The organism is Myroides sp. (assembly GCF_032073645.1).
In the GTDB taxonomy this organism is placed as follows: Bacteria; Bacteroidota; Bacteroidia; order Flavobacteriales; family Flavobacteriaceae; genus Flavobacterium; species Flavobacterium odoratimimum.
Map to the genome: position 1 here is coordinate 14,456 of NZ_DAMANB010000028.1, position 24,269 is coordinate 38,724.

The window sequence follows — 24,269 nt, forward strand, 5'->3', positions numbered from 1 at the left end:
CATATATGGCAAACGTTTGGGATCCGAACAGAGGGTTGGCAAGCTTTGAGTATGATCCTCAATTCAAGTTGGAGGAGCTGCCCATTGCTCCCATTAAAATGCCCAACAAAAACCGTATTTATAATTTTCCCGAATTTAGGGATAATGATACTTTCAAAGGAATGCCAGGTTTATTAGCCGATGCATTACCCGATCGCTACGGTAAGGAATTAATCAATGCTTGGTTAGCACGTCAAGGTCGACCAGACAACAGTTTAAATCCGGTAGAGTTATTATGTTTTATCGGAAAAAGAGGAATGGGCGCCTTAGAATTTGAGCCGGTTATAGGAAAAGAATCTACGTCTTACGACTTAGAGTTATCGGATTTAATAGAAACCACTAAAGCGTTATTAGAAAAAAAAAGAAGAATTACATATTAGTACTCAACACAATATGGAAGATGTGATGTTAGATGTGCTTAAAATGGGAACTTCTGCAGGAGGGGCTCGCCCTAAAGCAATTATAGCATACAATAAGAAAACGGGAAAAGTAAAATCCGGGCAAACACTAGCCGAAGATGGTTTCGAACATTGGTTAATCAAGTTTGATGAAATCAGCGATGTCCAATTTGGTGTTTCAAAAAGTTACGGTCGTGTAGAAATGGCTTATTATAAAATGGCGACAGATTTTGGGATTGAAATGACAGAATCACGTTTGATTGAAGAAAACAAACGCGTTCATTTTATGACCAAACGTTTTGACCGTGTGGGTGGAAATCAAAAAGTACATACACAAACCTTATGTGCCTTGCAACATTACGATTTTGCAAATATCACATCATATAGCTACGAACAAGTATTTCAAACCATGCGTTTATTGCGCTTGACTTATGCAGAGGCCGAACAAATGTTTAAACGTATGGTGTTTAATGTAGTAACACGTAATTGTGATGATCACACTAAGAATTTTGCATTCTTAATGGATGCTCAAGGAAAATGGAAATTAGCCCCTGCCTATGATATTTGTTTTGCCTATCGTCCAGATAGTATGTGGGTGAGCCAACACAACTTGAGTATCAACGGAAAACGCAAAGATTTTGAACGCAAAGATTTAGTAACCATCGCCGAACAAAATTCTATTCGCAATCCTAATAAAATCATAGATCAAGCACTTGATTTAGTAAAAAACTGGAATCATTATGCGCAGATGTATCAAGTTGACACAACATTGGCACATCAAATAGATCGTGAATTAATAAAAGAAATGAAATGATTATAGATAAAACACGTAATAAGTTTTAAGAAATCACCACGCCTGTATTTTTGTTCTTTGATCCAAAGCAAGAATATAGAGAGGAAGTATTGGCGATAAATGAACCTGATTTTAAAGTTGAATTCACGCTTTAAAACAGGATCAACAAATGTAAATCATCTTTTTGGCTCTTTTTTACAGAAGCGTTTTATACAATAACCAACCTAATATTAGGGAATCTTAAGCTTAAAATGACTTTTTAAGGTTCGATTAACTATTATTCTATTGCACAAGATGTATTAGCTTAAAAGTATACGGGGATTCAAGTTGTAAATTTGTATTTGAAATTAATCATTTCTTAATTTCTTCAATCGACGTTGATAATCTTGTAAATAATTACGTTTTAGTTTCTCTGATAAGAATGATCTTTCGATTAAATCTACCACTTGTTCTTCTTTCGAAGTTAGATTTTGAAGAACTTTAGCAATCAATTTTTCTGTTATTCCTGCCTTAGCTCCCAATACAATCAATTGATCGATGATTTTTCCTTTTGAGATTGATTTAGGTAATATTGCTTCTTTTAATGCAAAGTCAGCATTGTGAATATGGATTTTAGTATTTAGCAAATCATAAGCTGGACTTAATTTAAAATCGCCTTGTTGAGTTTCTATCAATGAAAAATTCTTTAAATGAGCCTCTCCATTAGAAAATAGATAATTGAAAACGATTAAAGTAAACAACTTAGGTGCTTCTACTTTCCATGCGGGTACATATCTTTTCAATGCATCAAATAACTCTAAATAATTTGCTTCATATTTGTATTGCTCTCCATCTGTTGCAGGTGATTTTCCTAATAATGAAGCGAAATCTTCTATAGCTAATTTATTCCCATTTCCATCATAATCAAAACGCTTTGTAAGATAGCCTGGACTTCCATCTTCAAAAAAGATTAACACATTTTCTGCTGTCTTAATTTTAAAAATTTGTTTCGCAATTTGCATCGTTAAATGTTCGTTTGCAGGTGCAAATTCTCTATTTTTTGGTAAATCTGATATAGGTTTTAAAATATAATGACCACTTTCAATTTCATTTGTCAACCGTAATTCATTTCCATAGATAGATTATTGTATTGTCATTGGGTTTAATAAACCAGAGAAAGCTTTAGATACTTATAAAATAAGATGGCAGATAGAAACACTATTTAAAGCCTTCAAGTCTAGCGGATTTAATATAGAAGATACACACTTGAAAAAAATAGATAGAATTGAAAAACTACTCATGTTAGTGATGATTGCTTTTGTATGGTGCTATAAGATTGGGGACTATATTGACACTATAAAACCTATCACAATCAAGAATCATGGCAATAGGCTGATTAGTGTATTTAAACTTGGACTTGACTACTTATCAAGATTATTACTCTCTAAAAATGGACACAACCCTTTAAATATCAATTGCTTTAGTTTTTTGTCGTGTACTTAGCATCTATTTATATCTTTTTTTAATAATTTAAAATTCTCTTGGTATTATTCAATCAAAAGAGCATCTATTTTTTATCCTCCCTTTCTTCAAAACTCTCCAATTCCTTATTTACTTCTTCCAATAATTGCTGTTCGCTTGGTAAGTAAAGTTCGTATTGGCTTGCAATAATCTGTTTTTGATTTTCTGGTAATGTAAATTTTACTACTGCATCATTTTTATTAGCACAAAGCAAAATCCCAATGGTAGGGTTCTCGTATGGCAGTTTTTCTATCCTGTCATAATAGTTCACATACATTTGTAACTGCCCAATATCCTGATGAGTTAGTTTAGTGGTTTTGATTTCAATAATTACAAAACATTGCAAAATGCGGTTGTAAAATACCAAGTCCACAAAGAACTCATCGCCCTCAATATGTATTCTTTTCTGCCTTGCTACAAAGGAAAATCCATTGCCTAACTCCAACAAGAACTCCTGTAAGTGTGTAATAATGGCACTTTCCAAATCTCTTTCATAATAAGATGTTTCTCTTTTCAAGCCCAAAAACTCCAAATACATTGGGTCTTTAATGATTTCTTTGGCATCAGACGGCTGTTTCTCATTTTTGGCAACCGCTAAAACACTTTCTTTATCATTGCTCAACAAAAGCCGTTCGTACAAACTGCTGTAAATCTGCCGTTCCAATTGCCGCACCGTCCAATTATTTTTTATTGTTTCAGCAATATAAAACTCTCTTTTATCCTGACTGTCAACGCTTAAAAGTAGCTTGTATTGGCTCCAACTCAATTGTGCATACAGTGTATGCACATTCTCAAATGTGCGGTAAAACTGACGGTAAAGGTTGATTTGTCTTGTGGAAAAACCACTTCCGAACTCGGGTTGCAGTTGTTCTGAAAGATATTTGATAAGAAACGTTCCATAATCTGCACGTTCTTTTCCCTCTTGTTCTTCTTCAAAGATACGTTTGCCAATATGCCAATACATCAGCGTTCGCTGATGGTCAACGGCACGTATAGCCTTATCTTTTGATTGGGCTATAATGGCTTTTATATCTGTTATAATGGATTGGTTTATAAGCATACTTAAATATTCATCTACATTTAACAAAGGTACAAATTATAATATACGGCTACTTCTGATTACACCTAATTTAATGTATAATAATGACGTTATTATCAAAGTTGAGCAACAAAAGACCGTTCCAAACCTTTAAATTTATGTGATACCTTTTGCATATCCTTACCGACTTTCTCGTTGAGTATCTTGGCGTAAATCTGTGTGGTGGCAATGTTCTTATGTCCTAACATTTTGCTCAAACTTTCAAGAGGAACACCCTCACTCAAAAACAAGGTAGCAAACGTATGGCGTGCCAAATGAAAGGTTACTTTCTTTTCTTTAAGGCAGTCAATTTGTTGGGAAATTACTTTTAGTCTATCATTACAGAAACTGTTGGACGGAACAGGGAAAACCCTGTCGTCCTTTGACAGTCCTGCGTATTTTTCTATAATTATTTTGGGAATATCCAACAGCATTACATTGGACGATGTGGCTGTCTTTCTTCTACGTACAATAATCCATTGATTGCCGTCAAAGAACTCTTGTATATTACTGTTTTTAAGTCCTTTTATATCCGAATACGAAAGTCCTGTAAAGCAACTGAAAACAAACAGGTCTTTAACCAACTCGTCTTTCTTTTTTTCGCAGTTGAACGTTACAAGCTGTTCCAACTCGTTCCGCAACAGATAACCCCTGTCCTTATCCTTTTTGGTGTTCTTGTACTCGCTGAACGGATTAAAGGCAAGATGCTTTCTGCTCATTGCCAATCGGCAAAGGGTAGTAAAACCAATCATATACACCCAAATCGTATTATGCCCGATACTTAAATCGTTCCGCAGATAGTAGTCGAAATCCTGTACAAATTCGGAAGTAAGGTCGTTAAACGTAATATCGGTATAACCGTATTTGACGAGGGCAAAATTCTGCAGGTGCTTCAAAAGCGTTTTGTACCTGCTGTTTGTGCCTTGTACCCGAAGTCCGCTGTTTACCTTTTTTTCAAAGTCTGCTATAAATTGTTCGTAGAATTTGAAAAAGGTCAGTTCTCCACTTCCCATTCCGAGAAAGGTATTTTTTAGTTTAGTGCTGTTTACCGTTTCCTCGTTCTTTAGGATTTTGGAATAACATTCCTCGATACCCAAACGGATTTTATCAAGTTTACCGTTTACCTCTTGGGCTTCTCGGCTTTTGCCTAAAACCCTGCCATACTTCAAATCCCAATTAGTTGCGGAAATATCCAACTTTGTGCTGAATGCAGACTGTTTACCGTTTACGGTAACTCTGCACATAATTACAACTTTTCCGTTTTTCTTCGGGGCATTCTTTTTAAGGTAGAAAAGAACCTTAAACGTTGATTTTTTGTCGTTTCCATACTCACAATTCTTAATGATAAAGTTAAACCTATGTGAGCCACGAAACAATATGAAAACCTATGCAAAACACTGAAATATAGTTTTTTAGAACGATTGTTTCCAATGTTTAACAGTAACGTTTTAGTAACCTTACTTTTGCCAAACCTCGCTTTTTTCTGCTTTTTACCTCATTACCAAAAAATCAAAAAACGATTGTAAAGCCTTTAAATTTGGACTTTTATTGTCATAGTATTGAAGAAGTTTTACAAAACTAAAAAGTTAAGATGACTTCATTATTAGAAATAAGCTGTAAGTCTTAATCCTGATGCTATATAGTGCAAATCTGCTTTATTAGAATTTAAATTTAATAGAGGGGTTTCAGGAGTATAGATTATTGTTGGTTTTGGACTAGAATAATCAACATATAATGTTAGTCCTAATTGATCTGTTAAGTTGTAAGTTAATGCACTTCCTGCTGACTATCTAAAAGAGCTATGAGGTTTGTATGAAGCAACGGTGATATTATCTTTGATTGTATTGGGTAAAAATATATTACTATTGTTTTGCTTTACTTCAAGTTTTCCTGTTGCACCAAAAGAGTATCCAATGGTGGTTTTTAAAATTAAATTGAAGCTTAGTACACGACAAAATTATTAAACAGTTGATTTTAAGAGAAATAAAGGAAAGGATTATTTGTAAAAAAGGCTGATATTCAGTATATTAAATAATTATTTCTCACGTAATGCCTTTAAAAACGAACAACAGCCTAGAGTACAAAAATACAGAACTTCTAACAACTATAAAAGCTAATTTTAAAGGTAAATTAGGGTTAGCTAGGATCCGACTTATTTGTTTGTTTATCGTCTCTCTATGCAAAGTAAAGTCTGTGAATTTTTCTAAAGTATCAACTGGATTTGACAATTGTGCAACAACTAGTAGTAACTATAGACGTATTCAACGTTTTATATCCTCAGTTGATTTGAAATTGGAATGGGTTTCAAGACTTATTTTTGCACTTATACCTAATGAAGAATCTTATGTTCTTGTGATGGATCGCACCAATTGGAAGTTTGGCAAACAAGACATAAACATCTTAATGCTAGGTATTAGTTATAAGAATATGTGTTTTCCAATACTATTTAAAATGTTAGATAAGCGTGGTAACTCAAATACAAATGAGCGAAAAGAACTCATTAATACTTTTATTGATTGGTTTGGCAAAGATCGTACCCGTTGTGTATTAGCTGATAGAGAATTTGTTGGAGAAGATTGGATTAGCTATCTAAATGATAAACAGATTAAATATTACATTCGTATTAGAAATAACTTTAAAGTTTACCTGCCTAGCAAACAGAAAGAAATAACAGCTTCTCATCTATTTAATAACTTAAAACCTGGTCAAACAAGACAGTATCACAAGATTGTTAGAATTCATAATCAGCTATGTTATATCTCTGGAACTAAAGTGATAACAGATGGTAAAATAGACTTCTGTATAATCATAGGTTTTAATAAACCAGAGAAAGCTTTAGATACTTATAAAATAAGATGGCAGATAGAAACACTATTTAAAGCCTTCAAGTCTAGCGGATTTAATATAGAAGATACACACTTGAAAAAAATAGATAGAATTGAAAAACTACTCATGTTAGTGATGATTGCTTTTGTATGGTGCTATAAGATTGGGGACTATATTGACACTATAAAACCTATCACAATCAAGAATCATGGCAATAGGCTGATTAGTGTATTTAAACTTGGACTTGACTACTTATCAAGATTATTACTCTCTAAAAATGGACACAACCCTTTAAATATCAATTGCTTTAGTTTTTTGTCGTGTACTTAGAAATTGAAGTTATCATTAAAATGAAAGGCTTAGATTACACTATTGTTTGAAAAAAAATACTATATTGTAAATATATTTAATTAAATAGTAGATAATATGTTGTATCCTTTTATTTCAGTTGGTTTAATAGTTGTTTTTATCATTTGTCTTTTATACATATTATTTGTTAAAAGGGATTTTGAAGGACAAAAGAATAATATTTTAGTAGGTTTATTCTTTTTAGTGATATGGGGTATTATTTACTATTACTTATTAGTATAATCAAAAGATTTTCACAAGGCTCTGCCTTGAGGTAGAAGATTAAAGATTAGTATATTTGTTTGATTAGTGAATATATATATTCAAACGGCCTAATAAAAGCTTACTACTATATCATTTGGTTTGTCTAATAAAATATAGAAGAACTGTTTTATCAGAGGATGTTGAAATTAGTTTGGTTGAAGTTTGTAGCAAGATTTCAGAGCGTTATGAAATACATTTTGTTGAAATCGGAACAGATGAAAATCATGTACATTTTCTGATTTAAAGTGTACCAAAACTTTCTGTAAAGATTATTGGTAGGACAGTGAAAAGTATTACCTCAAAAGAGATTTTTCGATTGCATCCAGAAGTAAAAAAAACAGCTATGGTAGAGGTGATTTTTGGACAAGCGGATATTATGTAAATACAGTTGATCAATATGGTAATGAGGATGTAATTAAGAAATACATTCAAAATCAAGGAGAAGAAAATACTGTATATAAGTCGTTCAATCAAAATCAATTACTATTATCTTTTAAGTAACGCGATACCTTGAAGTAGTTTGTTAAAAAAAAATTAAATATTGTCAGAATGTATTTTTGTAATTATGATTTTACAAACCTTTTTGTTAGAGTAAAGTCAGATAGCACAGAGCAACTATATAAGGTTAGATTTAACTACATATCCGTTTGATATTAATAATAAAGCCCCAGTTTAATAGACTTATTTCTTATAAACCAAAAGGATTAATAGCTACAGATATCTATTTCTTATCTCTATGTAATTTTACCAGTAGTAAATCTGTTTGTAATATTAGTAAAAGCCTTGGTTTATTTATTGGAAATATAGATCCCCCCACAACTCTTAAGCTAAACTTGATTTAAGAAAGAGGCCCCTAATTAGGAGCCTCAAAAGTGAATTGTTGTTTGCTAGCTCATTTTGAGCTACTTGAAAAAAGTGTGAGTTTTGATACTTCTTTTAAATCTAGCAACAAAGATTAATTAAAGTGTGAGTTTTGTTGTTACTTTTTTAAATCTAGTAACAAAGATTAAATTGAGAATTAATAATGACTTATTCTCTTCATTAAAACATGTAAATTAAAAATAATAACTTTATCGCTTCCTGCATTTACTGCTTTAACAACAATGCAAAGCTAATTCTTGAACTCTTATTCAAGCTTATATAAAAACGAATAAAAACTGCGTTAATCACCATTCTCTTTATATTTATTTCTGAATTGCAAAGGAGTTAGACCTGTTTTTCTTTTGAAGAATACTGTCAAATGATTAGCTTCTTTAAATTTTAGTTTAAATGATATTTCATTTATGTGTAAATCTTTATATAATAACAATCTCTTAATTTCCATAATCATTCTTTCTGATACCCAAGCATAAGGAGTGATATTATCAGTTTTTTTAAATGCATATTCAATTGATCGAACACTTAGTTTTAATTCAGAGGCATACATTTTTACAGTCATGCTTTTATCTATATTATTGTTAACTAAATGTTTGAAATTAGATACAATTAACTTATCGTGTGAAATATTTAGCTGTTGAGTAGTAGATTTATCAATAGCATTTTCTAAAATTAGTAATGTATTGAAAAGGTAATTATTTAAAATATATTGCTGTTTAGGGTAAAAACTTTTGTTTAACTCTTTTTTGATAAGTGTAAATAATAAAGTTAATTCTTCATACTGCCCACTTATATCAATTGACTGTAAATGATCAGTTAAATCAAAAAGTTTTGTATTATAGAAAAACTGAAAATGTAGCTCATCAATACAAAAGAATTCTTCAGTAAACATCAAAATCTCAGACTTATAATTTATAGGCTGACAATATTGCTCTACCTGATTCTTTGAGACTATTAAAACTCGTTTAGGAGCGACATCAATTGAAACAGAATCTAAATAATATGTTCCTTGTCCTTCCAAAAACAGATGAATACAAAAAAAAGTTAATTTATGAGGATAAAACAAGTGTTGATCCCTAATTTGTACTAATTTATTAACATCTTTGCAGTTGATGTATAATCTATTATTAAATCGGTGAAGAAAAGGTTCCAAAGGTAACTTATTCATAAGTAAAAACAGTAGTGTTTGTTTTAGAGTAATCTCAATAATGAGTAATATTAGTCATTATTTTCTTTGTACAAAAGAAAAGAAAATTAGCTATACAATCTTATATTTTAACGAAAGTAATATGTATATCCCCACAAATAAAAGAGTAATTTGAGATAGAGTCTTTAAATATACCTATCTACCCCTGAGTAAGAGTTTTTTGTGAGATCTAAATATTATTGTACAGTGTTTGAGATTAACTTTTTGTAGTTATAAGTATGTAGATCCGAAATGTTTTTTTTCAGTTTGCAAAAAATATAAATTATAATAGCTTGTAATAAATACAGCATAAATCCCTTTTTTTCAATGTAAAAGCTTTATTTGATTACTCTGGTTGATAAAAACAAGTACACGCCCATTAACGTTTGATTAAGCTTGTTTTAAATAATGCCAAATAGAGAATAAAAACTTTTATCTATATCGCAGGGTGATTAAGATAAATTAAATTGATGCAAACTACTAAGGTTAAATATCAAACAAGGTTTACTGAGAAATCGATTTCACTTAGATTATCTGTATATACTTGTAGCTTAAATCACTAGGATAGAGCATTTCATATCCTTGAATGCTAGTTAACTGATTCTTTGTTAGACTTATAAAATTATTATATTAGGATTGTGTTGATTCTGTTTTATACTTAATTACCCAATAACTAAATGTTGCTGACTTAATTCCTACATTTTTACATTTTTTGCTTGTTTTAATGCACTTGCTTTGTAATGCTTTACAATAGTTACTTTATTGATCATAAAAATAAGCAAGAAGTTAGTATAAGTCAAAGAACCTTTAAATATACAAAAAAGGTTTGGAAAGCTTCAGAGTTGGTTTATGAACAAACCGGTTGCGAGTCATTAATCTCTATAGAGCAAGAGAAACAAAGATTAAAACAAGTTTATAACACTAACTCAGTATTTGCAGATATTACCTATAGTTAGGTATGATTGTATGCTACAATAAAAACATCTAATATTTTATTAGATATTAACAGAATTTAAAGTGGGGCTATCTTATAAAGACTAGCCCCACTTTGCTTTTTTTAACCTTTGTATGGCTGATCTTGATCCATGTAATCCTCAAGAGACTGTTTTAGTTTATCTAGAAACATAGTCCTTGAATAACTTCTTGTTTTCATGCGGTGAAAGGTGTGGTGAATATTATCTGAGATATTAATTTGGAAAACTTGCCCTAAAGCTTTTGATAGTTTTTTTATTTTAACCTTACCATGATTTACAGATTTTGTCACATACAAGGCATATATTAGTTCTATTAATGCGCTATTTGATTCAGACCAGGTTATAGCGTTTTGGGTGGCTGTACCTATAAGGGAATTGTAAGAGGTTGTTTTATTGTTTAAATACGCACTTAGAAGTTCATAGGTTATAATACGTGCTATTTTATAATCATAAAAGGTTGAGAATTTAGGGTTTATTTCAAAACTAAAACTATTTACCAGATGTGTTTTATTTATGTGCCCTGTTGTAAAGTATTCTATATCTCTATGTGAAGCCTTTGTTTTATAATATTTATAGATATCACTATATAGGTGGTATTTTTTATATTCACTGTGGAGTTGTTTTAGTTTTTCTTGAAAGTATATCTTAGCAGATACTATATCACTTGGAGACTCGCACTTAAAACCGTATAATTTATTGTAGAAGATAAGCTTTCCAAGAATTAAAGGTTTAATGTTTTTAAAAAAATCAATTTCTTGCTCTTGACTGGTAAAACCATAAAGAAGAACTTGTTTTTTGATTTGTTTTAAAACAGCTTTTAAAAACTCGATCATTTCTAATGTACTTGAAATAGAAACAGATTCTAATGCCCCTAGTTCAGCTTCTTTTTTGATAATCTGACTAAGGGCATTTTTTGTTGTTGTTGTTTGATTCATGAGTTGTAATTTTTATTAAGGTTGGTTTTGTTTTTAGATTTATCATAAATGTTGGTTTTTGGATAACTGTGCTAAATAAGTAAAAATATTAATCTTAATCAATACGTATTTATACGTATAATTACGTAAAAATACGTATTGACTTTATAGTTTAAAGTATTAAACTTTATGGATTAATTATAAATCAGTATTTTTATGAAAATTTCAAATCAAAGTGGTCAAGTGATTACAAAACAAAAAGCTATTGAGTATATCACTGAGTTTAAAGCTCAGTATCCAGATGCGATAAATAGCTATTATGTAGGGATAGATAAACTACAAGCGCTTTTGAGTCAAACCAATTGTATAGGTATGCGTATCTATCCAGGGCTCAATAAACAAACCGCTTTAACCAATATGGTTTTAGTAGGAGTAGATCAAAAAGGGCAGGATATTAGCGATGGAATTATCCTAGAGGAATTAATCACTTGTCCTCCTGCTTGTTCGTATGATAATACTTTGGGATAAAAGCAAGCTTTATGTATCAATGGAGGTAATAGTATTAACTTTATTGTTTGGAATTATACCCTTTTGTCTTTACCTGTATAAAAGGCAAAAGGGTATTTATTGTGATAAAGCTTATTTGGGAATTGTTTTATTGTTTTTTATTGCTTCTTTGTACGAGACAATAGCAAGTCTTATTTTAAAGATTAATGTTCTTGCATGGTTCCAAGTTTATTCCCTTTTAGAGTTTATAGCTCTGTTTTACCTTTTTATAAACTTATTAAATAGAAAACCAAAGGCTTACTTTTACCTGTCTTTAGGTCTTTTTGTAATAGTTTATCTGTTTTCATTCCGCTTTTTAACAAACCATCATTTTCTGGTATCAAAAACTATAAATAAGGTCTTTGTGATGATTTTTGTGATTGTTTCTAGTTTTATTGTAATTAATCAGAATTTTATTCAAAAAACAAGTCTAAGACTCTTTAAAAGGGCTGATTTTTATATGGTAATAGGCCTTTTTGTTTATTATAGTGTGACTATACCTTTGTTTGTGTTGTGTAGTTATAGAGTGGATAACAAATTATATTTTTTAGATTATTGGTTAATTAATATTCTAGGGAGCTTAACCCTTAGAATTGTAATATCTATTGGAATATGGAAAATAAAATAACGCTTATCTTTTGGCTGGCCACAATCTCGGCCACTGCTTTGTGTGGTGTGGTTATAGCTATTGTGATATTATATCAGAAAAATCTTAAGGAGTATCAAATCAAACTTTTAAACAACCGACTTAGTATTATTTTAGAAGCTGAGCACAAGGAAAGAGCTCGCATCTCAAGAGAGCTTCACGATGGGGTGTGTAACGAGTTGGCATGTGTGTTAAGTTATCTACAGATAATAAAACTCTATCAAGATAAAAAGACAAAAAAAGATGCCTTAAAACAGATAAAGAAAATAACTTTAAACACTTATAAGCAGCTTCAAGAGCTGAGTTATCATTTATCTCCACCTTATATTGAGGATAATCCTTTAGAGTGTATTTTATCTGATTATATAAACCGAATTAACAAGACAAGTAGTATTGAGTTTAGTTATCACTATGAGCCAGTTAGTTTTGAGTTAGATCAAAATGTAAAACTAACTTTTTATAGAGTAGTTCAAGAGCTGATACAAAACATCATAAAGCACAGCGGGGCTAGTAAGGTAAGTTTAAGACTTCTTTGGGATAAGGGTAAACTTATCTTATTAATTAGTGATAATGGAATAGGCTATGATTCTGATATAAAAAGTGATAACGCCCAAAAAGGTATAGGTCTTAGTAATATACATGCTAGATTAAAACAAATTAATGCTGATTTTAGGCATATAAGAGAAGAGAATTCAAATGCAATAGGTATTTATTATGCAGAGCAAAATAATAAAAGTAGCAATAGTGGATGATCATACAGTCTTTCGAGATGGTTTTGAATTGATTATATCTAGGATTAGCTCTGTAAAGGTAGTCTTAAAAAGTTCTAATGGGTTAAAATTATTACAAGGCTTAAAGACAATAGAGGTTGATATTGTGTTTTTAGATATTCAGATGCCTAAAATGGATGGTTATCAAACAGTGGCAGAGTTAAATAAAACTTATCCTTCTTTAAAGGTAATTATACTTTCTAGCTTTTATGATCATCATAGTATCGCTAGAATGCTTAAGTTTAATATCTCAGGATACTTAAGTAAAAAAGCCAAATCTAAGGATATTGAAAAAGCTATTTTAACAGTTAACAAATCATTAGAGTATTTTGGTAAAAGGGTTAGAAAGGTTCTAATAAAACTTAGTTTTGATATAGAAAACACCACATGTGTTTTCTCCCAAAGAGAATTAGAAATTATAACTCTTAGCGCTAGACAGCTTAGCTCCTCTGAAATAGCTGATATCTTACATATTAGTTGTAGGACAGTTGAAAAACACAAAGAAAGTTTACTTGAAAAAACAGGATCTTATAATTTTACAGGTGTTGTTTTATATGCAATTTCAATGCATTATATTAAAAAACAGGATTTTATAAACAGTTATAAAACCTCTAAAAAAAATAAATCATAAAAAAAAAACTAACTAGTCTATGTAAAAAAGCTGTAATTGATTGCTTTTAAATCACATTATAATAAAAAAAACAAGCTTGAGTCTGTTGGTAATAAAAGATTAATTCTTACTAATTGAAGTCGTCTTGACTTTTGTAAAATAAAGAAGGGTTATAGAAATTTGTGTCGCTAAACAAACAAAACCTACAACTCCATATACCAAGTACTCCAAACTACCATCTTCAAAATTACATAGTTACTACATTAGAAAAATAGTCGATCTTCCTATTTTTGGTAAACAAACACTGATAAAATTGAAAGCTCGAAAATTCTATTGTTCTACATTAGAATGTCCTTTGAAAATCTTTACAGAGCGATTTAAATCGATCTTTTCTTCTTATCAAAGAAGAAGTGATAGGTTAACTAAAAAGTTATTGAATTTAGTTATTCTAACAGGAGGTAGACCTATTGAGAAAATATGCGCAGAATTTTCTGTTACTATTAGCGATACTTCTTTACTTCGAATTATAGCAAAACAAGAGCTTCCAACAACTACTAATGTTACACATTTAGGTGTAGATGATTGGGCTATTCGAAAAAGAGAACGCTATGGAAGTATTCTTATAGATCTAAATACCAATAAACCAATTGGTTTGTTAAAAGATAGGGAAGAAAACACATTTTATCATTGGCTTACTCAAAACAAACAAGTACAGTTAATTTCAAGAGACAGATTTATCAATTATCAAAGAGCTTCTACACAAGGAGCACCCCAAGCTTTACAAGTTGCTGATCGTTGGCATTTACTAAAGAACTTAGGAGAGACTGTTCGAAAGATTTTAGATAGAGAATATGCGGTTATTCAAAAAATGAGAAAAAAAATACTATGACAATACAACCAGAAAATAAAAGGCAAAAGACTAAAACGTCAAATCATCAATTACAACGTTTTACCCAAGTCAAAGAGCTATTAGCTCAAAGTAAGAGTCATAGAGAAATAAGTAAATTGCTTCATATGAGTCGTGTTACAGTAAAAAAATATGAGCTGTATGATGAGTTACCTACGATACATTGTCAAAGCTCAACAGGTATAGAAAAACATCTCGAATATATCGAATCACGAATTATTCAAGAACCAACAATTCTACTTAAAACTTTACATTTTGAATTGAAAAATCGTGGATATACAGGCGCTTATAACACATTATCAGACTCACTTAAACGATTTCAAATTTCAATTGGAAAAGCTGCTAGAAACAAGGTGATTTTACCATCAAACTTAGTGTTTTGACGTCCTTCACGTACAATGATATTGTTTGTGACTAAAAAGGAGAGAATCAATAAGGCACAAAAGCATATACTAGATCAGTTTTATGAGTTATCACCTACCTTACGTTTTACATTGGAGGTAGTCAGAGAGTTTCGATGTATGATGTTTGAACAAAAATGTAGTGATTATTTTTATACTTGGATTGACAAAATAAACCTCAGTGGTATCCCAGAGTTTCAGAGTTTTTCTAAAGGGCTTTTAAAAGATACTAACGCTATTAAAAATGCAATAGATTTACCATGGAGTAATGGGCCTGTTGAAGGGAATGTAAATAAACTTAAGACTCTAAAGAGACAAATGTATGGCAGATGTTCAATTGATTTGTTAGAAAAAAGATTGGTGCTTTCGATAGATTAACCACCAAAAGTGGGGAAGATCCACTTTAACGGATTCGTGGTGCAGTATAGAGTGGAATATCCAGTATAGAATTAGATATAGTACCTCACTTACGCTATGTCAAAACCGATAGTAGGATTGTTTATTAATTAATGCTTGGTTAGATAGCTTTTGTTCTTTACTCAATAGATTTGAAACCATACTTTCTAACTGAATGGCGTGGAAATTCATAACTTTTATTGAATAAAAAATGCTCCAAAAGTTAAATACTTAAGGAGCATTTCTATTTGTATATTTTAACTATTTAGAATTCAAATAATTAATCGCTTCATTTACCACTCTATCTACAAAAGTAGGTGAAGTCATCTGTGATACTTCACTATCTGTTAGTGGAGATACATGAATATTTGGCTTAACACCAACACCTTCTATTACCACCCCATCAGCATCTTTCATTGCTAATAATGGCATATAGAATGTTAATTTACCTCCTGCAACTTCATCTCTAGTACCTCCATTAAAGTCATCTACAGCGCCTAATCCTGCTGTTGCTCCAGCACTATAGTCACCTACACTTACGACTTGATTTCCTTGAGATTTTAACATTAGCGTAGTAATTTCAGACATACTTGCACTACCTTTATCTGTTAAAATAGCAATAGGAATATCCGCTGGAATACCAAAATTATGTGGTTTAGTTTTAGCCTCTACCCATGGAGTGTAATTAAATCTACCATTCCCTTCTCTTGTTCTTTGATAAGCAAATACAGCATTTTTAGTAATAAAACGATCTGAAATAAAACGTGCATCAACAACAGCACCACCTCCATTAGAACGTAAATCTATTATTATTTTCTTGATTTCACCTTTATGTAAAGGATTTAAGAACTTCTGATAAAATTCTCCTCTAGTTAAAACTTGGCTTAATGCACCTGTTAATTCTGGAAATCTATAACCAAAATTAACGTGATTATCCATAAGACCTATAAACTCACCTACATAGAATTGTGTCGCTTCATTATATAAGTTTCCGTATGGAGCAACCGTTTTATATTTAGGCAACGCATTATATGCTCTTAAAGCATTTTGGGTAGCAAGCATTAATTCATTACTAACCACTTCAGTTTGGTTAAACTTCGCTGCCTCTTCTATAAATTCTTTATACGCTTTTGAATTAGAATACTCATTGTATTCTTTTAGTATATTAAAGGTCACCTCTTTAATAGCATTACGCATATTAACATCTTCAATTGCCTTTAATTCGTCAGTAGCTTCTAAAATATCTTCAGTCAATAATAGTGCATTGCCTTTTCCAGGATTTAAATAATTGTTCGCTAATGTTATTTTTAAATTATTTGTTACTGCAAATTGACTAAAAGAGAAATAATAGATATCTGGATTAGATTTTAAATTTCCTGCAATGATTCCAAAACTACTTGTATTAGACTTATATCCATTAGCAGTCACTCTATCTTTCATATAATTATACTTCTGTGCAAATGGATACACGTAAGGTCTTACTGTATCAAGTATTCCTCCATAGAGTGTTTCAGTTCTAATAATATTTTTATTAGTTGCAGGAAACTGAATCTTTACATAGAAATGGCGATCTATTATTGGATGTGCAATCTCTTTGAAGTACTGAAAAGCAGTTAAATAATCTTCATGTATTTGACCATCATCCTCATTAGGTCTACCATAAGTTTGTAGAGCGGCGAATTTAGGATAATATGTCTTATATACATTATCCCAGTCTAAACCTCCTTGATTTTTCTGCTCGTAAAAATAATTATACTGTTGATCCATTGTCTTCCAAAAAACTTCAAATAAATCGGCATAAGATTTTACATCTTCTGAAGTAAATCTTCTCGGATCAGTAATTGTAATATCATCAGTAGAACAAGAATTTAATACTGTTAGAGATGATAATGATAATATAGATAAACTAAATATTGTTATTTTATGTTTTACTCTTTTCATCGTGTGTAATTTTATTAAAATTTATAAGCAGCTCCTATAGAAATCATGTGCGAATCTCTAGTATTCTTTTTATTCCCAGGACTATCGTATTTATAAGTCTCTGTAAGACCATAAAGATAATTATAGCCTACATAGACATCTATTTTATCTATCGCATAACCAACTTGAACCTGTCCTTGTAATCCCATAGATAATCTACGTAACTGATTTTCATTCTTCTTAAAATCATATTTTTCAGAAACTGTTGTATAATTAAATGAACCATCAAGCTGTAACTCAGAAAAAACAGGATACTGCCCTTTAGTTTTCATTTTTGCCCAATATTCAGTGTAGATACCTCCTGCTGCTTTAACCCAAATCCCATTAGTATGATATGGATTGTTAATTAAGTATCCACCAACGAGTAAGGGTACTGATATAAAATCATTACTATACTTAGAATACCATCCTTCGCGACTACCTGTTCTTTCAAATTCGTAATTTCTTTGTAAATATGAAACTCCTGTAGAGACAAATATATTCTTCCATACGGCCATTTCTGCAGAAACATTAACCCCAAAACCTCCACGAGAATTATACTTAGAGTCTACTAGATTCGAAATATTAGTATTTAATGAGGTATTAGTATACCCTAAATCAACTCCTACTTTGAATCGGTTTTCTTTTTGTTCAGTTTGCGCATGGAGACTCATGCTAAACATTGAAAGAAAAATAGCTGTTAAGCTACCTAATTTTGTTGAAATCATAATTTATTATTTATTTAGTTGCTCTAAAATAGATAAAAATACTATGTATTTAAAATAATTTTAACTTAATAAAATATGATAAAAAAGATTATGATTATAAAAACAAAACAATAATTACAATATAATTAATTATATAACATATTAAACGGTATATTAATAAATATTTGACATTTGTATCGTATGTTGTTTAAATTATACTTTTAGTGAAATATTTGAATTTTTATATAAAAAATTACTTTGTTAATATCAGTATAGGTTTTTTAGAAGTATTATATACCCTTAAAAAAGATACTTATGTTAAAGCTTAATGTAAGGGAGTGAGTTTGTTTAAAGGGTATCACATTACAAAATAGGTAAGTCTACAAGATAAGTGAATAAGAAATCATGTGCTCTTGTGTAGAGAATTGGTAAGTAGATCGATGGAATGTAATGAAATTTTCAAAGTGGCATAAATCAAACCGGAAAGAGGCAATCTAATTGTAATAGTGTTTTTTGTTTTTAACAAAAAACACATCAATTATTACTAATGATGTGTTTAAAAATACTAATATTTGCAAATTTAAAGCGAGCTTAGATGTGAAAATTACTTCTAATACTGTGCTCTTTTTACATTTACGGCATTGAAACCTTTTTGTCCTTTCTCTACGTTATATGTTACATTATCACCTTGTTTAATGTCTTCTTCTAAACCAGTAGCGTGAACAAAAATATCTTCATTTCCATTTGTTATAAATCCGAATCCTTTTGTTTCATTGAAAAATTTTACTGTACCTTCTTGCATAATCTTAATTATTAATTTAATATTTTAATTGTCCCTAATAAAGTATTTACCTAGGGATTTTATTTTAGATAATTTATTCTATAACCCTCTTAATTTATAAACTAGATGGTTTTTTTTTAAATAGTTGAAGGTATAGTTGTAATATCCATCCATTCATACTTTTTGATATAATCATTTCTTCTAGGGTAAGATCATTTCTATGATCTAGGTGTTGTATTTCTATTCTATTCATATATATTGTTATTGGCTTGAAATTCTTTGTGGAATTCATAACCTATTTGTTTTTTATAATAAGATAATTTGGCTATTTAGTATAACTAAATGAATCTTTTTGTGTAAATATTTATTCTATTAAATGGATTTGTATTACTTACTTTAGTTAGATATAATCTTCTTAAATGCGTTGTGCAATCTAAACTCAATATTATAAATAAAGTATTAACTATCTAACTTTTTAATATGATTGTTAAAAATAATATTAGTGGTTAGATTTAAGTCTTTTATAAGTTGTAAGACATAAAAACACCTAATAAATGGTTGTTTTTTTATTCCTATTATATAGAAGGAGTATTTTTTAGATACTTTAAAAGATGTTGATTAAATTGAAAAAGAACAACTTATTTAAATCATCAATTACTTTTATTAAAAGAGGATAAATATTTAAAATCATACAATGTCTATTTTTTATTTACTTTAATACAGTAGAGGTGTTGTATAAAAGATAACCATGTTTTGAGTACATGAAATTTTGCTTAAAAAAATAAAAAAATGATTTTTTTAAAAGTGCTATTAAATAATAGAATTTATTTTATACTGAAGTTTAAAGAGTAATAAATTCTTAATATAGTGTAGAACTACTAAAGTACATAATAAGCTATTATTTTGATTAAAAATTTCGCCTATCCATATTTACATCGGCAAATGTAAGTATATTATTTGTAATAAAAAAATAATTTTCATTATTTTACCTAAATATACTCTACCTATAAACAATAAGAACGTTATAATTGGTTTTGGAAAAGTACTTTTCTAAAACCAAAAGCGTTATTTTACTTACGATAATGCATACTTTAGTAGAATCATAGATCATAGAAGACACTTGATGAAAAATAAAATTATAATAGGGCTTATAATAGTGTTGAACCTTTTTGTTATTGGTTATTATACTAATTTGCAACAAGAAGAAAAAGTACTAAGCAATTACACTACAGGGTTCAAAGGAGTAGTTGTAGAGAAATTTAATCCTCGTGAAAAACTACCTCATACCTTTTTAAAAATTAGAATTCAAAATGATAAATTAATCAATGTATATCCCACTACTATCATTGGAAGCTATGCTGTAGTGGGGGATAGTATTATAAAAATGGAGAACTCAAATAAGTGTATCGTCAAGAAAAGTAATGGAGTGGTAGAGCATTTTTCTTTTGAAGGTCAGTATATTGAATTTTTAAATGAGTAAGAAGAAATCAACAATTAAAAATAAACATTACACAGATGAAAACAACAAAACCATTTGTAAGTAAAAGCTTCAAAAAGATAACACTCTTAGTTTTTACTTTGTTTACTTGTCTGCTGGCTTTTGGTCAAAACAACCCAATTAAAGATGTTATTTTAGTGGATGCGACACAGCTTAAAAATAAAGACAAAATTGCACAGCCTGTTCTGTTTAATAAGGAGACAAATGAATGGACTATAGAGCCAAACCAGCATGATGTATTTATTTTTAAAGTAATTAAAGAAATAAAATTAGAAGATATTCCTCGTGGATATCAGATCCTACCTCTTGATTCTTTTATTGATGATTCTATATCTAGATATGAGAAACTTAATGGGAAAAAACCAGAACCTCCATATTTTGGAGGAACGCATATAGAGACTATGATTTATAAAAACTTATATTTAAAGGTTAAAGATACTGAAGAACGATATTATAAGGTGTCGATACGATATGAGTGGAAGATTGCGTAATTAAAAATAAGATAAGCACCCTTAATAGAAGTCTATCTTTTATAGCGTGCTTGTGAAACCTTTATCGTAAGAACTCTTTTACTTGATTCACAAAAGAATTAAATGACAACTATAAAGAAATCACTAAATAACAAGATAGAATGCAAATAAATATCAAATACATGTTATTCTTATTATTTATATTACAAACTAGTATGGCTCAAATTAAAGATCCAATAATACTAAATATAGATAATACTACTACACTTAATGTCGATAAAAATAATAAATACAATTATGTACAAATTGATACACAAGAAGAAAATAATCTGCTTTCAAAGTTAACATTTGATCATATTAATTATGATATTCGTATACAATATGATTTTGAAATTGTAGAAGAACTAAGTTCGTTAGATGCTGATATAAAATATAAAGAAATGGATATTCTTCTTTTTATTAGTTATAGTGATTGTAAATATCAAGAACTAATGGAATATCAAAACAACAAGAACCTACCTCCTATATTACAAGGGGCATTTACATTTGATAATGTAATTATTAAAGACAGTAGAGATAAAAACAATATTAAATTGTATAGAACAATAAATAATAATATTCAAGGCTATTTAAATAAGCGTTTTGATTAGTACTTAATATAATTAATTATTATTAAAACCCCTATTATTGTACAACATCCACCTGAATATATAGAACGAATGACAAAACAATTGAATGTCAATAATATGAGAAACTATATTTTATCAATTACCCTATGTCTTATTGCTAATATTTCATTAGCCCAAGTTAATATTACTGATACAATCGTTGTAAGCATAACTAAAGACAAAAGCTACAGGCTAGTAGAAGAAGAAAATAAAATCTCAAGTATTTTTTTTCCTTCAAATGCTGAAGGGGCTCGTTTAGACACTTATGAATTTACATTTCTTGAAGAAGTGCCTGCTTATGCTTTTACAAAAGAATACTCTATAAATGATTTTGATAAGTTTATGTTAGACTACTACTACAATAATATCCATAATAAAAAATTCTTAGATCTTGGCAGAATGTATTTTGGTAATTATAATTTTACAAATCTTTTTGTTAGAGTAAAATCAGATAACGCAGAGAAACTATATAAGGTTAGGTTTAACTATATATCCGTCTCATATTAATATAACCCCAATTTTATAGACTTATCTCTTATAAGATAGTTGTGAAACTTTAATTACGGGAACTTTTTTATTTCCTTCAAAAAGAATTATTCTATAGAGTTGATTATTTATTAAGGTGTAAATATTTTCTTTTAAAATGAAAAAGACCACTGTAGGCAAAGGCTATATGTAAGTGGTCTTTTTGGTCTTTATTTTTAATTTCTATCCTAGTAGTCCTTATCCATATAATCCTCAAGTGATTGTTTTAATTTATCTAGAAATATTGTCCTTGAATAATTTCTTGTTTTCATCCGGTGAAAGGTATGATGAATATCATTTAAGGTAATATTAAAGTAGTTCTGAAATAGATAGGCTATTTTTCTTATTTCTAAATCTCCTTGATTAATAGCTCTACTAGCATATAAAGCGTATATAAGTTCTATTAGTGCTGCTGAGGAATCAGACCAAGATAAGGCATTGTTTATGGTTATGCTTTTGGAAAAAGCAGGAGGATCTATTTGATTTAATCTTATACTTAGATACTCATAGAGTAGTTCACTTGATAAAATACGAGAGAGTTTATAATCATAATATGTTGAGAATTGAAGATCTATTTCAAATGCAAAGCTGTTTACCCCTTTTAAAACATTGATATTACCTCTTGTGTAATATTCTATATCTTTATCTGTTCTTTGACTTTTGTAGTATTTGTAGAACTCAGAACTAGTATAGTATAGCTTATATTCAGAAGATACTTGTTTTATTTTTTTTAAGTAGTATTGTTTTTGAGTTTTGCATGCAGTATTGGGAGAGTGGGTTTCTATTTTATATATTTTGTTATAATACATTAACTTGGAGAGAATCTTGGGTTTAAGAATCTTAAAGAAATAGATTTCTTCTTCTTGATTTGAAAACCCATGAGTTATAATCATTTGTTTTTGCTTTTGTAAAATACGGCTAAGGTATGTGGTCATGTATTTAGCCTCTTTAATAATTTGACTTGGATCTAGAGTTAACTTTGACTCTTCTTTAAGGATTAAGTCTTGAGTGGTTTTGCTGTTGAGTTTTATCATAATTTATTTGTTATTGGTTAATCTAAGTGTAAGAAATAAATTATTGTAAAGTTGTTTACAAGAGATTAAATTACTGATTTTAAGTCTTATATGTGTTAAAATCTTTACTTGTTATGATTTTTAAGCTAATAAGTCTTAATTTGTAATGTTTTGTAAAACAATGAATTATGATTTTGTATGATATTATAACAAAAGTCTCCCCAGATTTTCTTGTTATTCTGTAAGGTTTATTTAGGTAATGAGATTAGATTTAATTAAAGATTTTAGCGGTGTATTACAGCAGTGTTTTTCGATGTTTTTAGAGGGGTTAAATGATAAAACAGTTAATGCTTTAGAACATAGAGTATTACAGCATGCCTGTTTTGTTTTTGATAAGCTGCTTTATTTTGTATGCGCGAAAAAGTATTTTGGATTAAACCTTAAATTATACCAAAACCCTGATGCAAAATCTTTTGTTGTTATTAAAAAGCAAAGTGCAAAGTGGGATATCTCAAGGATGATAAAAAGTGATGAGTTATTTGGATTAGAAAACTCCGAAATTATTAATTGGTTAAAAACTACTACATCCAATGATGTGTTAAGCTTTAAAAAAGTGATAAGTCAAGTAATTATTAAAGATTCAAATGCCATTTTGTTATTAGGTTTTAGTATTAATACATCTTCAGTGAATCAGGTATTTTATATCTGGGGAATAAGGGTTAAGATTAAATCAATTCCCTCTGGGAATATTCTAATTAGTAAACAGCAAAGAGAGGTGTATAAAAGATACTATCAGGATTATTGTTTCTTAAAACAAGAAAGTCCTAGTATTAGTTTAAAGTGGTTTACCCAAGAGATAAATATGCATCCTAAGACCTTTCAGCGTAATTTTAAAAAATATTTAGGTACTTCCTTTTATGACTATCATATTCAAAACAGACTCATTGAATCGTTACTTCTTTTAATGTTCTCTTCTTATTCTGTATCAGAGATTGCCTACAAATGTGGTTATGAAAGTTATAGAGGGTATTTAAGAGCTTTTAATAAAGACCAAAAGTACCAACCTTTATATTATCGCAACCTTTAAGAGATGATATTAGAGTTATTTATTTGATATATTGTGATTTTGATTTTATAATTAATCAAAAATATTTAAATTAAATATGTTATTATTGT

Annotated in this window: 25 protein-coding genes and 1 pseudogene; 16 read left to right on the top strand and 10 right to left on the bottom strand. The window is 29.6% G+C overall.

Going from position 1 to position 24,269, the window contains the following annotated elements; all coding sequences use genetic code 11:
* The first annotated feature begins 5 nt into the window (after positions 1-5).
* Positions 6-419 carry a HipA N-terminal domain-containing protein gene (locus tag RT228_RS16295; protein WP_006258109.1) on the top strand — a complete coding sequence of 138 codons (414 nt, stop codon included), beginning with the start codon at positions 6-8 and terminating at the stop codon, positions 417-419.
* Between the two features lie 13 nt (positions 420-432).
* Positions 433-1,251: a type II toxin-antitoxin system HipA family toxin gene (locus RT228_RS16300; protein WP_286395667.1), complete on the top strand. Its 819-nt coding sequence runs from the start codon at positions 433-435 to the stop codon at positions 1,249-1,251.
* 326 nt (positions 1,252-1,577) lie between these two features.
* Here the strand turns inward: RT228_RS16300 and RT228_RS16305 are convergent, their stop codons facing one another.
* Entirely contained in the window at positions 1,578-2,327 is a 750-nt protein-coding gene (locus RT228_RS16305) for a type II toxin-antitoxin system HipA family toxin (protein WP_131540960.1), read from the bottom strand.
* A gap of 37 nt (positions 2,328-2,364) precedes the next feature.
* On the opposite strand from RT228_RS16305, the gene RT228_RS16310 reads away from it, so the two are divergent.
* Positions 2,365-2,712 carry a transposase gene (locus RT228_RS16310; protein ID WP_286394525.1) on the top strand — a complete coding sequence of 116 codons (348 nt, stop codon included), beginning with the start codon at positions 2,365-2,367 and terminating at the stop codon, positions 2,710-2,712.
* A 64-nt stretch (positions 2,713-2,776) separates the two neighbouring features.
* Here the strand turns inward: RT228_RS16310 and RT228_RS16315 are convergent, their stop codons facing one another.
* Together RT228_RS16315 and RT228_RS16320 are read right to left on the bottom strand one after the other, a co-directional pair.
* Positions 2,777-3,790: a YhcG family protein gene (locus tag RT228_RS16315; protein ID WP_036496715.1), complete on the bottom strand. Its 1,014-nt coding sequence runs from the start codon at positions 3,788-3,790 to the stop codon at positions 2,777-2,779.
* Between the two features lie 95 nt (positions 3,791-3,885).
* Positions 3,886-5,151, bottom strand: a complete 1,266-nt coding sequence (locus RT228_RS16320; protein WP_036496846.1) for a site-specific integrase — start codon at positions 5,149-5,151, stop codon at positions 3,886-3,888.
* 850 nt (positions 5,152-6,001) lie between these two features.
* Here RT228_RS16320 and RT228_RS16325 point away from each other — a divergent pair.
* Positions 6,002-6,964, top strand: a complete 963-nt coding sequence (locus RT228_RS16325) for an IS4 family transposase (RefSeq protein ID WP_313138838.1) — start codon at positions 6,002-6,004, stop codon at positions 6,962-6,964.
* Between the two features lie 331 nt (positions 6,965-7,295).
* A pseudogene (gene tnpA / locus RT228_RS16330) lies at positions 7,296-7,747 on the top strand (IS200/IS605 family transposase).
* A 661-nt stretch (positions 7,748-8,408) separates the two neighbouring features.
* Here the strand turns inward: tnpA and RT228_RS16335 are convergent.
* Both RT228_RS16335 and RT228_RS16340 read right to left on the bottom strand, forming a co-directional pair.
* The gene (locus RT228_RS16335; protein WP_006258102.1) at positions 8,409-9,290 is read right to left on the bottom strand and encodes an AraC family transcriptional regulator; all 882 of its coding nucleotides are present in this window, start codon (positions 9,288-9,290) and stop codon (positions 8,409-8,411) included.
* Between the two features lie 1,075 nt (positions 9,291-10,365).
* Positions 10,366-11,217: an RteC domain-containing protein gene (locus tag RT228_RS16340; protein ID WP_006258100.1), complete on the bottom strand. Its 852-nt coding sequence runs from the start codon at positions 11,215-11,217 to the stop codon at positions 10,366-10,368.
* A 195-nt stretch (positions 11,218-11,412) separates the two neighbouring features.
* Here RT228_RS16340 and RT228_RS16345 point away from each other — a divergent pair, with 195 nt between their 5' ends.
* The 6 genes from RT228_RS16345 to RT228_RS16370 all read left to right on the top strand — a co-directional run bounded on the left by RT228_RS16345 (position 11,413) and on the right by RT228_RS16370 (position 15,454).
* Positions 11,413-11,724, top strand: coding sequence for a hypothetical protein (locus RT228_RS16345; RefSeq protein ID WP_006258099.1), 312 nt, complete (start codon positions 11,413-11,415; stop codon positions 11,722-11,724).
* A 630-nt stretch (positions 11,725-12,354) separates the two neighbouring features.
* A complete protein-coding gene (locus tag RT228_RS16350; RefSeq protein WP_006261437.1) occupies positions 12,355-13,140 on the top strand; it encodes a sensor histidine kinase in 786 nt (261 codons plus the stop codon).
* On the top strand, positions 13,103-13,789 hold the full coding sequence (locus RT228_RS16355; RefSeq protein ID WP_286420912.1) for a response regulator transcription factor: 687 nt from the start codon (positions 13,103-13,105) through the stop codon (positions 13,787-13,789). Before RT228_RS16350 ends, RT228_RS16355 begins: the two co-directional genes overlap by 38 nt.
* A 157-nt stretch (positions 13,790-13,946) precedes the next feature.
* Entirely contained in the window at positions 13,947-14,657 is a 711-nt protein-coding gene (locus RT228_RS16360; RefSeq protein WP_262491721.1) for an ISL3 family transposase, read from the top strand.
* Positions 14,654-15,058 carry a hypothetical protein gene (locus RT228_RS16365; protein WP_006258094.1) on the top strand — a complete coding sequence of 135 codons (405 nt, stop codon included), beginning with the start codon at positions 14,654-14,656 and terminating at the stop codon, positions 15,056-15,058. Before RT228_RS16360 ends, RT228_RS16365 begins: the two co-directional genes overlap by 4 nt.
* Before the next feature lie 15 nt (positions 15,059-15,073).
* On the top strand, positions 15,074-15,454 hold the full coding sequence (locus RT228_RS16370) for a transposase (protein WP_006258093.1): 381 nt from the start codon (positions 15,074-15,076) through the stop codon (positions 15,452-15,454).
* A 279-nt stretch (positions 15,455-15,733) separates the two neighbouring features.
* Here the strand turns inward: RT228_RS16370 and RT228_RS16375 are convergent, their stop codons facing one another.
* From RT228_RS16375 to RT228_RS16390, 4 genes are all read right to left on the bottom strand, one after another.
* Entirely contained in the window at positions 15,734-17,413 is a 1,680-nt protein-coding gene (locus RT228_RS16375) for a S41 family peptidase (RefSeq protein WP_006258092.1), read from the bottom strand.
* A 14-nt stretch (positions 17,414-17,427) separates the two neighbouring features.
* Complete coding sequence (locus RT228_RS16380) at positions 17,428-18,159, bottom strand: outer membrane beta-barrel protein (protein ID WP_006258091.1); 732 nt, start codon at positions 18,157-18,159, stop codon at positions 17,428-17,430.
* Positions 18,160-18,748: 589 nt separating this feature from the next.
* Entirely contained in the window at positions 18,749-18,940 is a 192-nt protein-coding gene (locus RT228_RS16385) for a cold-shock protein (protein WP_006258090.1), read from the bottom strand.
* 94 nt (positions 18,941-19,034) lie between these two features.
* The gene (locus tag RT228_RS16390; RefSeq protein ID WP_165868435.1) at positions 19,035-19,172 is read right to left on the bottom strand and encodes a hypothetical protein; all 138 of its coding nucleotides are present in this window, start codon (positions 19,170-19,172) and stop codon (positions 19,035-19,037) included.
* Positions 19,173-20,042: 870 nt separating this feature from the next.
* Here RT228_RS16390 and RT228_RS16395 point away from each other — a divergent pair.
* The 4 genes from RT228_RS16395 to RT228_RS16410 all read left to right on the top strand — a co-directional run bounded on the left by RT228_RS16395 (position 20,043) and on the right by RT228_RS16410 (position 22,062).
* A complete protein-coding gene (locus RT228_RS16395) occupies positions 20,043-20,399 on the top strand; it encodes a hypothetical protein (RefSeq protein WP_006258088.1) in 357 nt (118 codons plus the stop codon).
* Between the two features lie 35 nt (positions 20,400-20,434).
* Positions 20,435-20,908, top strand: coding sequence for a hypothetical protein (locus RT228_RS16400; protein WP_006258087.1), 474 nt, complete (start codon positions 20,435-20,437; stop codon positions 20,906-20,908).
* Positions 20,909-21,102: 194 nt separating this feature from the next.
* Complete coding sequence (locus RT228_RS16405; RefSeq protein ID WP_230456739.1) at positions 21,103-21,537, top strand: hypothetical protein; 435 nt, start codon at positions 21,103-21,105, stop codon at positions 21,535-21,537.
* 69 nt (positions 21,538-21,606) lie between these two features.
* Positions 21,607-22,062: a hypothetical protein gene (locus RT228_RS16410; protein WP_313138853.1), complete on the top strand. Its 456-nt coding sequence runs from the start codon at positions 21,607-21,609 to the stop codon at positions 22,060-22,062.
* A gap of 206 nt (positions 22,063-22,268) precedes the next feature.
* On the opposite strand, the gene RT228_RS16415 is transcribed toward RT228_RS16410, so the two are convergent.
* Positions 22,269-23,114 carry an RteC domain-containing protein gene (locus RT228_RS16415; protein WP_006258084.1) on the bottom strand — a complete coding sequence of 282 codons (846 nt, stop codon included), beginning with the start codon at positions 23,112-23,114 and terminating at the stop codon, positions 22,269-22,271.
* A gap of 238 nt (positions 23,115-23,352) precedes the next feature.
* Between RT228_RS16415 and RT228_RS16420 the strand changes: the two genes are divergently transcribed.
* Positions 23,353-24,180, top strand: coding sequence for a helix-turn-helix domain-containing protein (locus tag RT228_RS16420; protein ID WP_006258083.1), 828 nt, complete (start codon positions 23,353-23,355; stop codon positions 24,178-24,180).
* The last annotated feature ends 89 nt before the right edge of the window (positions 24,181-24,269 follow it).